This is a genomic window from Klebsiella sp. 54 (assembly GCF_018223875.1).
Lineage (GTDB): Bacteria > Pseudomonadota > Gammaproteobacteria > Enterobacterales > Enterobacteriaceae > Klebsiella > Klebsiella quasipneumoniae.
The window spans coordinates 188,708-201,096 of sequence record NZ_JAGRRA010000004.1; the positions used below are offsets into that span (position 1 = coordinate 188,708).

A 12,389-nucleotide genomic window follows, 5' to 3' on the forward strand; every position below is an offset into this window, starting at 1 on the left:
GCGCTTGCTCAGGGAACCATCATCTTACGCACCAGCCGGGAGAACTGCTCGCGTTCATCATCGCTCAAGCGGCCGAGAAACTCGTCATCGACCTCATTGCCTTGCGGAATGGAACGGTTAAGCAGCGCCTCGCCTTCGTCGGTCAGAAAGACAAAACGGCGGCGTTTATCGGCCGGATCGTGCTCCCGGCGCACCAGGCCGCGCGCTTCCATCCGGCTGAGCATCTCCGCCAGCGTGGCCTTAGTACTGACCGCCGCTTCAATCAGCACCACCTGTTCGATCCCCGGCTGCTCGGCAACCGAGCGCATCACCGCATACTGAGGCTTAGTCAGGTCCGGTAACGCCTGCTGCCAGCGGGCGGTATGTTGTTGAAAAAGCTGGCGCAGCAGGTGGAATGCTTCGTTTCGTAACTCCATGAATACTCCGTAACAAAACTGTCACCTCTATGATAGCTGTTCGTACGCCTTTTTATACCTTTTCCCTGTTTGATTAAAAATGCGCACGTATACGAACGATCTTGTCATTTGGCTCAGGAGGGGGTAATTTAAGCACAAAGTTCGTATACGAACAAAATGAATGAGGTGTGGAATGAAACTGATTATTGGGATGACGGGGGCCACCGGGGCTCCGCTTGGGGTGGCATTGCTGCAGGCGCTGCGCGATATGCCGGAGGTGGAAACCCATCTGGTGATGTCGAAATGGGCCAAAACCACCATCGAGCTGGAAACGCCGTGGACGGCACGGGAAGTGGCCGCGTTGGCGGACTTTTCCCACAGCCCGGCCGACCAGGCCGCCACCATCTCATCAGGTTCATTTCGCACCGACGGCATGATCGTTATTCCCTGCAGTATGAAGACGCTGGCGGGCATTCGCGCGGGCTATGCCGAAGGGCTGGTGGGCCGCGCGGCGGACGTGGTGCTTAAAGAGGGGCGCAAGCTGGTGCTGGTCCCGCGGGAAATGCCGCTCAGCACGATCCATCTGGAGAACATGCTGGCGCTGTCCCGGATGGGCGTGGCGATGGTGCCGCCGATGCCGGCTTACTACAACCACCCGGAAACGGTTGACGATATCACCAACCATATTGTGACCCGGGTGTTGGATCAGTTTGGCCTCGACTACCACAAGGCGCGCCGCTGGAACGGCTTGCGTACGGCAGAACAATTTGCACAGGAGATCGAATAATGGCTTTTGATGATTTGCGCAGCTTTTTGCAGGCGCTGGATGACCAGGGACAACTGCTGAAAATCAGTGAAGAGGTGAACGCTGAGCCAGACCTGGCGGCGGCGGCCAATGCCACCGGACGCATCGGCGACGGCGCCCCGGCGCTGTGGTTCGATAATATTCGCGGCTTTACCGACGCCCGGGTGACGATGAACACCATCGGCTCGTGGCAGAACCATGCCATCTCGCTGGGCCTGCCGCCCAACACGCCGGTGAAAAAGCAGATTGATGAATTCATCCGCCGTTGGGATAACTTCCCGGTGACGCCAGAGCGCCGCGCCAACCCGGCATGGGCGGAAAACACCGTGGATGGCGACGATATCAACCTGTTCGATATTCTGCCGCTGTTCCGCCTCAACGATGGCGATGGCGGGTTCTACCTCGACAAAGCCTGTGTCGTTTCGCGCGATCCGCTTGACCCTGACAACTTCGGTAAGCAAAACGTCGGTATCTACCGTATGGAAGTGAAAGGCAAGCGCAAGCTCGGCCTGCAGCCGGTGCCGATGCACGATATCGCCCTGCATCTGCATAAGGCGGAAGAGCGCGGGGAAGACCTGCCGATCGCCATTACCCTCGGTAACGACCCGATTATCACCCTGATGGGCGCCACGCCGCTGAAATACGATCAGTCAGAATATGAAATGGCCGGCGCGCTGCGCGAGAGCCCGTATCCCATCGCCACCGCGCCGCTGACCGGCTTTGACGTGCCCTGGGGTTCGGAAGTGATCCTCGAAGGGGTGATTGAAGGCCGCAAGCGTGAGATAGAGGGGCCGTTCGGTGAGTTTACCGGCCACTACTCCGGCGGTCGTAACATGACGGTAGTGCGCATCGACAAAGTCTCGTATCGCAGCAAACCGATTTTTGAATCGCTCTATCTCGGTATGCCATGGACCGAAATCGACTATCTGATGGGCCCGGCCACCTGCGTGCCGCTGTATCAGCAGCTGAAGGCAGAGTTTCCGGAAGTGCAGGCGGTCAACGCCATGTACACCCACGGTCTGCTGGCGATCATCTCCACCAAAAAACGCTACGGCGGCTTTGCCCGCGCGGTGGGACTGCGGGCGATGACCACTCCCCACGGCCTCGGCTATGTGAAGATGGTGATTATGGTTGATGAAGACGTCGACCCGTTCAATCTGCCGCAGGTGATGTGGGCGCTCTCCTCTAAGGTTAACCCGGCGGGAGACCTGGTGCAGTTGCCGAACATGTCGGTCCTTGAACTTGACCCAGGCTCCAGCCCAGCGGGCATCACCGACAAACTCATTATCGACGCCACCACCCCGGTTGCGCCGGACCTACGCGGCCACTACAGCCAGCCGGTGCAGGATCTGCCGGAAACCAAAGCCTGGGCTGAAAAACTGACCGCCAGGCTGGCCAACCGTAAATAAGGAGAAGAAGATGATTTGTCCACGTTGCGCCGATGAAAAGATTGAAGTCATGGCAACATCGCCGGTGAAAGGGGTCTGGACTGTGTATCAGTGCCAGCACTGCCTTTATACCTGGCGGGATACCGAGCCGCTGCGCCGCACCAGCCGCGAGCACTATCCGGAAGCGTTCCGGATGACGCAGAAAGATATTGATGAGGCGCCGCAGGTGCCGCACGTACCGCCGCTATTGCCGGAAGATAAGCGTTAATGAAAAGGGCCCGCTAAGGGCCTATTTCATTTGGGCTATTTTACCGGCCATATTAAAACTGGGCAGTGCGCAAACTGCCTGCGACAAATACGCCGACTGGGATAATCTCTCAGTCGGTTTTTTTATATTTCGCAGAATGATAAAAGTTATTTTATTCATTAAATCCAGAAATGGTGTAAAGGGATAATAGCGTGGGATGACTTTGCGAGCCTGCTTCCAGATTATTATAAAATCCGTCTGATTAATTCCTTGCAGATAAATTTCACGCCCTGACGAGTATAGAATAGCGGCGGGTGCTTGAGGCTGTCTGGCCTTGAGCATTACCAGGACCCCAGACAGACGAAAGCCCCAGGAGATATTTCTATCAACTGAGGCTAGCGAATGAACATCGACAATTCAGATGTTAGTCTCTTCTTTGCAGGGAGGCAAGATATGCTGACGGAATATGCCCTTGTGGCAATCATCGTACTCTGTATTACGGTACTGGGATTTACGCTGTTGGCGCACAGCTCACTATGCGAGCTGAGTATTAAAGAGCGTAATATTGAGTTTAAAGCTGTTCTCGCTTACGAATCGAAGAAGTAGCATCCGCGCGGGGGCAACCCCGCGTATCGGTTGTCAGGACGCATCCTCTTGCACCCATTTTTAGTTTGTTAAAACGGCAGCGCTGAGCGGCGCTGCCGTTTTTGACCTTAATAGGGCGATTGGGGTGCTAGACCAGACTTTTCAGACGATAAATCCACTCCAGCGCCTGACGCGGGGTCAGGGAGTCCGGATCAAGATTCTCCAGCGCCTCAACCGCAGGCGAGGTCTCTTCCGGGGCGGCGAGCAGCGACATCTGCGTGCCGTCGACCTGGGTCGCCGCCGCGTTGGGCGAAATACTCTCCAGCTCGCGCAGTTTCTGCCGCGCGCGCTTGATCACCTCTTTCGGCACCCCGGCCAGCGCGGCGACCGCCAGGCCGTAGCTCTTGCTGGCCGCGCCATCCTGCACGCTGTGCATAAAGGCGATGGTGTCGCCATGCTCCAGCGCGTCGAGATGGACGTTGGCGACGCCTTCCATTTTCTCCGGCAGCTGAGTGAGCTCGAAGTAGTGGGTGGCGAACAGCGTCAGCGCCTTGATTTTGTTGGCGAGATTTTCCGCACAGGCCCATGCCAGCGACAGACCGTCGTAGGTGGACGTGCCGCGGCCAATCTCATCCATCAGCACCAGGCTGTGTTCGGTGGCGTTGTGCAGGATATTGGCGGTTTCAGTCATCTCCACCATAAAGGTCGAGCGGCCGCTGGCCAGGTCATCCGCCGCGCCGACGCGGGTAAAGATGCGATCGATGGGGCCTATCTCCACCTTCTGCGCCGGGACGTAGCTGCCGATATAGGCCAGCAGCGCAATCAGCGCGGTCTGGCGCATATAGGTACTTTTACCGCCCATGTTCGGCCCGGTGATGATCAGCATCCGCCGCTGCGGCGCCAGCTGCAGCGGGTTGGCGATAAACGGCTCTTTCAGCACCTGCTCGACCACCGGATGGCGGCCTTCGCTGATGCGAATGCCCGGCTTATCGCTAAAGGTCGGGCAGCAGTAGTTCAGGGTTTCCGCGCGTTCCGCCAGGTTGACCAGCACGTCCAGCTCGGCCAGCGCGCTTGCGCTCGCCTGCAGGTCGGCAAGATGCGGCAGCAGCAGGTCGAACAGTTCGTCATAAAGCTGTTTTTCCAGCGCCAGCGCCTTGCCCTTGGAGGTCAGCACCTTATCTTCGTATTCCTTCAGCTCAGGAATAATGTAGCGTTCGGCGTTTTTCAGCGTCTGGCGACGCACGTAGTGGATCGGCGCCAGGTGGCTCTGGCCGCGGCTGATCTGGATATAGTAGCCGTGGACGGCGTTGTAGCCGACCTTCAGGGTATCGAGGCCCAGCCGCTCGCGCTCGCGGATCTCCAGCTTATCGAGATAATCAGTGGCGCCATCGGCCAGCGCCCGCCACTCGTCCAGCTCTTCGCTGTAGCCCGGGGCGATAACCCCGCCGTCGCGGACCAGCACCGGCGGCGCGTCGATCACCGCGCGCTCCAGCAGTTCGCGCAGTTCGCTAAACTCGCCCATTTTCTCGCGCAATTTTTGCACCGGCTGGCTGTCAACGTCGGCCAGCTGCTCGCGCAGCAGAGGCAACTGCTGCAGGGCATGACGCATGCGGGCTAAATCGCGTGGACGGGCGGTACGCAGCGCCAGACGCGCCAGAATACGTTCCAGATCGCCGACCTGGCGCAGCACCGGCTGCAGCTCGGTATAGCGCTCCTGCAGCGCGCCGATGGTCTGCTGGCGCTCCACCAGCACGGCGGTATCGCGGACCGGCATATGCAGCCAGCGCTTGAGCATCCGGCTGCCCATCGGCGTCACCGTACAGTCGAGTACCGAGGCCAGAGTGTTATCGGTGCCGCCGGCGAGATTCTGGGTGATCTCGAGGTTACGGCGGGTGGCGGCATCCATAATGATGCTGTCCTGCTGGCGCTCCATGGTGATGGAGCGAATATGCGGCAGCGAGGTGCGCTGGGTGTCTTTGACATACTGCAGCAGGCAGCCGGCGGCGCACAGGCCGCGGGGGGCGTTTTCCACGCCGAAGCCGACCAGATCGCGGGTGCCGAACTGCAGGTTAAGCTGCTGGCGCGCGGTGTCGATTTCAAATTCCCACAGCGGGCGACGGCGCAGGCCGCGGCGGCCTTCGATCAGCGACGATTCGGCAAAATCTTCCGCGTACAGCAGTTCCGCCGGATTAGTACGCTGCAGCTCTGCCGCCATGGTTTCGCGGTCGGCCGGTTCGCTCAGGCGGAAGCGGCCGGAGCTGATGTCCAGCGTCGCGTAGCCAAAGCCTTTGCTGTCCTGCCAGATGGCGGCCAGCAGGTTGTCCTGACGCTCCTGCAGCAGCGCTTCATCGCTGATGGTGCCCGGCGTGACGATACGCACCACTTTACGCTCGACCGGCCCTTTGGTGGTGGCCGGGTCGCCTATCTGCTCGCAAATAGCTACCGACTCGCCCTGATTAACCAGTTTCGCAAGATAGTTTTCCACCGCGTGGTGGGGGATGCCGGCCATGGGAATGGGTTCGCCCGCGGAGGCGCCGCGTTTGGTCAGCGAGATATCGAGCAGCTGCGACGCGCGTTTCGCATCGTCATAAAATAGCTCGTAAAAATCCCCCATCCGGTAAAACAGCAGAATGTCAGGATGTTGCGCCTTCAGCTTGAGATACTGCTGCATCATCGGTGTGTGGGCGTCGAGATTGTCAATTGTGCTCATGGGGTGTTATCCAGATCCCTGATTTGAAATGGCTGCGATTTTGTTGTTTTCGTCGTTATCACATGGATGAGACATGATAACGGAGATGGGCTGGCGAGGGAAACTGACGAACGCGCGCGGCGCGATCCGGATTCCGGTTGCGCCGCGCGGGGGTTACGGCGCCAGATAGACCTGGGGGGCCGCGTTGTCCGGATGCTGGCCGAGGCGGACATCCGCCCCGTACCAGCGATGGATAACTGGCTGCTGGATCACCTCCTGCGGCGTGCCCTGGGCGACCAGATGGCCCTGGTGAAGCAGCAGGATGCGGTCGGCCCACAGGGCGGCGAGGTTAAGGTCATGCAGCACCACGCACACGTGCAGTTGCCCGCCGGCGGTGAGCCGTTTGAGCAAGCGCAGCAGATACTGTTGATAGTAAAGGTCCAGCGCCGAGGTGGGTTCATCAAGAAACAGCCAGCCCTGCGGCGCGCCGTCGCGCCACAGCTGCGCCAGACAGCGGGCGAGCTGTACCCGCTGCTGCTCGCCACCGGAGAGGCCGGGATAGCGGCGGCCGGCAAGTTCATCGCAGCCGGTGACGGCCATTACCGCCGCCAGCACCGCCGGGTCCGCGGTCGGACCCCACGGCGAGAGCCCCATGGCGATGACCGTTTCCACCGTCCAGTCAGCCTGCAGGGCCGTGCGCTGCAGCATGACCGCCCGCCGGCGCGCCAGCGCCTCGGGTGACCATTCCTCCAGCGGCGTGCCCGCCAGATGGCGAGTGCCGCTATCCGGAGTCAGGTACCCGGTAAGCACCCGCAGCAGCGTGGATTTGCCTGCGCCGTTCGGCCCGATAAGCGCCGTCATCTCGCCGCCGCGCAGCGCGACGGAGACGTTGTCGATAATCTGTCGTTTACCAAGGCGAAGTGACAGACCCTGGGCGCAGTATGCATTAGCCATGTCTGGAGTTCTCCCGACGAAAGACCAGCCACAGAAACCAGGGGGCGCCCAGCAGGCTGGTGAGCAGACCGACCGGCATCTCCGCTGGCGCCGCTACGGTGCGGGCCAGGGTATCGGCCAGCAGAAGCAGGATGGCGCCGGCCAGCAGCGAGCCGGGGATCAGCCCGCGATGATCCGGCCCCAGCCACAGGCGCATCAGGTGCGGCACCACCAGGCCGATAAAGCCGATGACTCCGCTGATGGCCACCGCCGCGGCCACCAGCACCGCGCTGCACAGCAGCAGCCAGCGCTGCAGCGCCCGCACGTTGACCCCGAGATAGTGCGCCTCTTCATCGCCGAGCTGCAGCAGATTCAGGTGGGATGCCATCCACCACACCGCCAGCGCCGCCGGGATGATCAGGGTCGTAGCCACCAGCAGGGTCGGCCACTCGGCCTGGCCCAGGCTGCCCATGCCCCACAGCGACAGCTGGCGCAGCTGGGCGTCGTTGCTCAGCCAGGCCAGCACGCCGACCAGCGCCCCGCACAGCGCGTTGATGGCGATCCCTACCAGCAGCAGGCGCGACAGCGAACCCTCCTCCGCCCGGCTGAGGATAAAAATCACTACCATCACTGCCAGGCTACCAATAAACGCCGCCAGCATCGGCATATACAGGGCGATCAGCCCCGATGCGGAAAGCGGGAGCACCAGCCAGCAGGCCACCGCCAGCGCGGCGCCGCTGCTGATGCCCAGCAGGCCCGGGTCGGCAAGCGGGTTGCGAAACAGCCCCTGCATCACGCAGCCGGAGAGGGCCAGCGCCGCGCCTACCAGCAGGGCCAGCAGCACCCGCGGCAGACGGATGGTCAGCCAGATGTGGCGCAGCATCTCATCCCCGGCGGGCAGCAGGCTGGCCAGCGGCAAACGCATCGCGCCAAGGGTGGTGGCGAACAGCGTCAGCGAAACCAGCAGTAGCGTCATCATCAGCAAACGGCGGGCGAGGGCAGGGCGCATCAGGGCAGTTGCTCCGCTTTTTCACGCAGCGCGATAATTGCCTGCGGGGTGCGCGGCCCAAAGCCGAGCAGGGCCATGTCGTCGATCGTCAGCAGCTGTTTATGGCGACCCGCCGGGGTCTGCGCCAGGCCGGGCAGGCTCCACAGCCCGGCTTCGCCGCCCATCCCTTTGAGACCATCGGCGGAGATCACCACCAGATCCGCCTGGCTGGCGGCCACTCCCTCCTGCGACATCGCCCGATAGTGGTCGAAGCCCTGCATCGCGTTCTGCAGACCGGCGGTGCGAATGGCGCCATCGGCCGCGGTGTGTTGCCCGGCCACCAGGGTATTCATTCCGCCGTGGCTGAGAATAAACAGCACCCGCCTGGCAATCGGCTGCGTTGGAATGGCGGCGATCTGCTGCTGAAGCTGCTGGCGCAGCGCGTCGCCTGCCGGGGTTTTGCCTAATGCTTCGGCAATGACGGCCACTTTGTTATCGATCGCGGCCAGGTTTTCGCCGCCAGGCACGTTAACCACCTTCACGCCGCTCGCCTGCACCTTGTGTAAGACCAGCGAGGGCTGCGCCTGGGCGCTCGCTAACACCAGCTGCGGACGTAATGCGAGGATCCCCTCAGCGTTCAGCTGCCGCAGGTAGCCGACATCCGGCAGTTTTTGCGCCGCCGGGGGCCAGCTGCTGGTGCTGTCCCGGGCGACCAGGCTCTGTTGCGCGCCAAGGGCATAGACGATCTCAGTGACATCTCCTCCGAGGGTGACGAGCCGCTCCACAGCGGCGTGGCTCAGCAGCGGGAAGGCGATGAGAAGCAGTAACCAGCGCATCATGCGGGCAGTCCTTCGCGGGTCAGACGATCCACCTGCTGGCGCCATTGCCCCTGCTCGGGGTGGCCCTCGCTGCGCTGGCCATAGAGCTGGGCAATCTGGGTGCCGTCTTTGGCGAACAGCTCGACGCTGGTGACGTGTCCGTCTGAGGTCGGCTTACGGGTCACCCACACTTCATCGATGCTCTCTTCGCGCAGATGGAGGGTAAAGGTGGGATTGAAGATATTCAGCCAGCCGCGCATCGGCGCCAGCTTTTCCAGGGCGCCGGTGAAAATCTGCACGCAGCCGCGATTGCCGACGAAGATCATGATTTCATTGCCCTCCTGGCGCACCGTCTCCAGTAACGCTGGCAGCGCATGGCGATCAACGCGGCAGGCGAGGTCGTCGCTCACCAGACGGAAGGCCTGCTGGCGGGAAAGCTGATATTTACGCAGCAGACCGAAGAACTGGTGTACGTCGGTTATCGCGCGCCAGTCGTTCTCCAGCGCGGCTCCATCGGCGCTCTCGGCATATTTCACCGGCTCCAGCGGGCGCAGGGTCAGCGGTGCCGGGGCCGCCACCCGATACTCCGCGATCAGGGTGTCCCAGGCCGCCATGTCGGTCTGCGTGGTCGCATAGACTTTCAGCAGGGCGTCACCGTGGTGGTCGAAAAACTGAATGCTCTGGCGACCGTTATCGTTCAGATGGAAGGCGCTGGCCCACTGGCTGAGGAACAGACGCAGGTCGAGCGCGCGCGGGTTGAGCACCAGCCCGGCGTGGCCGCTGAGGTGCTGGTGCGTGAACTGGCCGACCTGCTCATGCACGGCATACTCGTTGCGGCAGATGCATTTGGTTTCACCGACGCGCTCCAGGGCTGCAATCAGCGCCCGGGCGTCATCGCTCAGGCGCACGGCATCATGGCCGAGGCGGGCGGCGGTCAGTTCGGCTTCGCTGATCCCCATTTCCGCGGCGATATCGCGGGCATATTTCGCGGCGCTGGCCGCTTTGGTGGCCTGGTAGCGCTGCCACAAATCGGGGTGGGCATTGGGCATAATTATATCCTTCTCGATGATCAATATCCCCGGCCGGTGGGCCGGGGCAGGTGAGTGGTTATTCGGGCAATCAGAAGTCGACGTTGACTCCGAGCTGCCAGGTGCGGCCCGGCATCACCGCCAGCGCTTTATCGTTGGCGTCCTGGTTGGTGCCGGTCTCGATATTGCGGCTGCTCAGGTAATCCCAGTATTTACGATCGGTGAGGTTGTAGACCCCGCCATTGAGGCGCACGTTTTTCGCTACCTGCCAGTACGCGGTCCAGTCCAGCATGCCGTAGCCCGGCACGCGCATATAGTCGCTGCTGGCATCGGTGATGGCGGATCCGCTGTTGCTGTAGCTTTCGCGATTGGTGGCGGTCGCCTGTTTCCCTTTGACGAAGGTCGCCGTCAGGGCGGTGCCGTAGCGTTTCGCCGGATCGTCCCACGCCACGCCGACGATGGCTTTCATCGGCGCTACGCTGTCGAGGTCGACGTATTTATCGCCGCTGTAGCTGGATTTCGATTTCCCTTCGCTATAGCCGAGGGCGAGGGTGGCGCTCAGGCCGTCCACCTGCTCATACCAGGTGCCAAAGTTAAATTTAGTGCTGATTTCACCGCCGTAGATATAGGCTTTATCGCGGTTTTCCGCCTGATAAATGGTGTAGATATTCGACGGCACGTTGGTGAACTGGCCCGGATTATTCGCCCGGGTATAGCGGGTATAGGCGATAAAGTTCTTATAGCTGTTGTAGAACAGCGCCGTGCGCAGAGTGATGCCTTCGGTAACTTCCCCCTTCAGTCCCCACTCAAGATTATCGCTGGTTTCCGTCTTCAGATCGGTATTGCCGATCAGGGCATACTGCTGGCTGCCGGCGTAGCTGGAGCCAAGGTTCCAGGAGCCATACAGCTGGCTGGCGTTGGGGAACTGCGCCCCGCGCTGGTACTGCAGGTAGGTCATCAGACGCGGGGTGAGGTCGTACTGGAAGGTCAACGACGGCAGAACCTGGGTATCGCTGTTTTTACCATACAGCCTGGCCACTGACGATTCGGTCAGCGCGCTGCTGTTGGCGGCGAGGTCGGACAGATTTTCCGGCTTCGTCGATTGATGTACCACACGCACGCCGGGAATAATGGCGAAATTGTGGCTATCGAGATCGAAGTTGATCTTATCCTGAACAAAACCGCCGAGGGTGTAGCTGCGGCTATCCGCCTCCGGCTGCATGATCTCGCTGTAAACGCTGGGGATTGGCGACTGGCTGAACGGCCGCTGGGTTTTGCTGGTGCTGGCGTTAAAGCCGGCGCTCAGATCGTGGCGGCCCAGGGTTTTCGCCAGTGCGGTCTGCAGGCCCCAGGTGTCGGTGTCGTAGTTGGAGTTCACCGTCTGCATTCTGCGGGTGACGCTGTCCGGCATATACGTCCAGTCATGGGCTTCGGTATGCTGGTAATAGATTTTACTGGAGACGCTGTCGAGGTAGTCATTCATCGGCGTCCAGTCATCCTTCAGGCTCAGACCCCAGCGCCGGGTCTGGCTGGTCTGGTTGGCGGTGCCGATGGTGCTGTTGCCGCTGGAGTCCCAGGTATCGTAGTGGGTGTGGTTGGTTTTATGGTAATAGTCGAAGGTGCTGGTTAGCTTGTGCTCGTCGTTGGGCTGCCAGATCCCGGAGGCCAGAAAGGCATCGGAGTGCCAGTTCGCCGGGTAGGCATCGACGGTGCCGCTGTTATTTTCGGTTTCCTGACCATCGCGGCGGCTGTAGACCAAAATGCCGCGCAGGAACTCATCGCCGCCGGCGACGGTCACCCCGTTGTGCCAGCTGCGATCCGCGGAGTCGTAGCCGCTGCGATAGCCGAAGGCGCTGGTTTTGCCCGGGCGCAGGTAATCATCCGCCGATTTCGGGCGGAAGGAGACATTCCCCCCGATGGCGCTGTTGGCCGTTTCCGTCGAGGTGGCGCCGGACTGGATATCCACGCTGCCGTACATATAGGGGTCGATATAATCGCGGCCGATGCCGAAGGTGTTGAGCCCGGCGCGACCGACGTAGCCACGGCCGGTGGCGTTGGGCTGGGCGATACCGTCCACGTCGATGCCGACGCGGTTGCTCTCCATACCGCGAATGTTGTAGCCGGTGTAGCCCCCGCGGTCGAAGCCGCTTTTGCCGTTGCCGGAGCCGCCGCTGGCCCCGGTGGCGCTGATGAGCGGCTCATAGCGCATGATTGAGCCGAAATCGTTAGCGCCTTTATCCTCCAGCTCCCGGGCGCTGATGCTGTGCTCGTTACCGGCTTTTTGCGCCGGCGCGGGAGCGGTGACGGTCATTTGTTCCGAGGTGTCATCCACCGCCTCGCCGCCGATGGCGGAAGTGCCTGCTGCGACGGCAGAAGTTTGATAAATTGCTGCAAGCAAAGAGGTCACCAGCAGGCGTTTTTTACACCCTGCTGCTGACGGAGTCGATTTGTACATAGTCGCCACGCCTTGATCGTTATTAGTATCGGCTCACGCGTTACTTCCAGAGTTGCAG

At 61.2% G+C, this 12,389-nt stretch carries 11 protein-coding genes; 4 read left to right on the forward strand and 7 right to left on the reverse strand.

Going from position 1 to position 12,389, the window contains the following annotated elements:
* Positions 1-8: 8 nt before the first annotated feature.
* A complete protein-coding gene (locus KHQ24_RS12375; protein WP_004205611.1) occupies positions 9-416 on the reverse strand; it encodes a MarR family winged helix-turn-helix transcriptional regulator in 408 nt (135 codons plus the stop codon).
* 172 nt (positions 417-588) lie between these two features.
* Between KHQ24_RS12375 and KHQ24_RS12380 the strand changes: the two genes are divergently transcribed.
* The 4 genes from KHQ24_RS12380 to KHQ24_RS12395 all read left to right on the forward strand — a co-directional run bounded on the left by KHQ24_RS12380 (position 589) and on the right by KHQ24_RS12395 (position 3,441).
* A complete protein-coding gene (locus tag KHQ24_RS12380; protein ID WP_002915099.1) occupies positions 589-1,182 on the forward strand; it encodes a non-oxidative hydroxyarylic acid decarboxylases subunit B in 594 nt (197 codons plus the stop codon).
* The gene (locus KHQ24_RS12385; protein WP_211777300.1) at positions 1,182-2,609 is read left to right on the forward strand and encodes a non-oxidative hydroxyarylic acid decarboxylases subunit C; all 1,428 of its coding nucleotides are present in this window, start codon (positions 1,182-1,184) and stop codon (positions 2,607-2,609) included. The genes KHQ24_RS12380 and KHQ24_RS12385 overlap by 1 nt, the downstream gene beginning before the upstream one ends.
* 10 nt (positions 2,610-2,619) lie before the next feature.
* Entirely contained in the window at positions 2,620-2,856 is a 237-nt protein-coding gene (locus KHQ24_RS12390) for a non-oxidative hydroxyarylic acid decarboxylases subunit D (RefSeq protein ID WP_002915098.1), read from the forward strand.
* Positions 2,857-3,288: 432 nt separating this feature from the next.
* A complete protein-coding gene (locus KHQ24_RS12395) occupies positions 3,289-3,441 on the forward strand; it encodes a Hok/Gef family protein (protein WP_049116054.1) in 153 nt (50 codons plus the stop codon).
* Positions 3,442-3,568: 127 nt separating this feature from the next.
* Here the strand turns inward: KHQ24_RS12395 and mutS are convergent, their stop codons facing one another.
* The 6 genes from mutS to KHQ24_RS12425 form a co-directional block, all read right to left on the reverse strand.
* Entirely contained in the window at positions 3,569-6,130 is a 2,562-nt protein-coding gene (mutS, locus tag KHQ24_RS12400) for a DNA mismatch repair protein MutS (protein WP_023290813.1), read from the reverse strand.
* Between the two features lie 153 nt (positions 6,131-6,283).
* Positions 6,284-7,063 carry a heme ABC transporter ATP-binding protein gene (locus KHQ24_RS12405; protein ID WP_135730376.1) on the reverse strand — a complete coding sequence of 260 codons (780 nt, stop codon included), beginning with the start codon at positions 7,061-7,063 and terminating at the stop codon, positions 6,284-6,286.
* Complete coding sequence (locus KHQ24_RS12410) at positions 7,056-8,051, reverse strand: FecCD family ABC transporter permease (protein WP_049004712.1); 996 nt, start codon at positions 8,049-8,051, stop codon at positions 7,056-7,058. The genes KHQ24_RS12405 and KHQ24_RS12410 overlap by 8 nt, the downstream gene beginning before the upstream one ends.
* Entirely contained in the window at positions 8,051-8,869 is an 819-nt protein-coding gene (locus KHQ24_RS12415) for a heme/hemin ABC transporter substrate-binding protein (RefSeq protein WP_065696866.1), read from the reverse strand. The genes KHQ24_RS12410 and KHQ24_RS12415 overlap by 1 nt, the downstream gene beginning before the upstream one ends.
* Positions 8,866-9,897: a hemin-degrading factor gene (locus tag KHQ24_RS12420; protein WP_211777301.1), complete on the reverse strand. Its 1,032-nt coding sequence runs from the start codon at positions 9,895-9,897 to the stop codon at positions 8,866-8,868. Before KHQ24_RS12420 ends, KHQ24_RS12415 begins: the two co-directional genes overlap by 4 nt.
* Positions 9,898-9,967: 70 nt before the next feature.
* Positions 9,968-12,331: a TonB-dependent receptor domain-containing protein gene (locus tag KHQ24_RS12425; RefSeq protein WP_017899164.1), complete on the reverse strand. Its 2,364-nt coding sequence runs from the start codon at positions 12,329-12,331 to the stop codon at positions 9,968-9,970.
* Between the last annotated feature and the right edge of the window lie 58 nt (positions 12,332-12,389).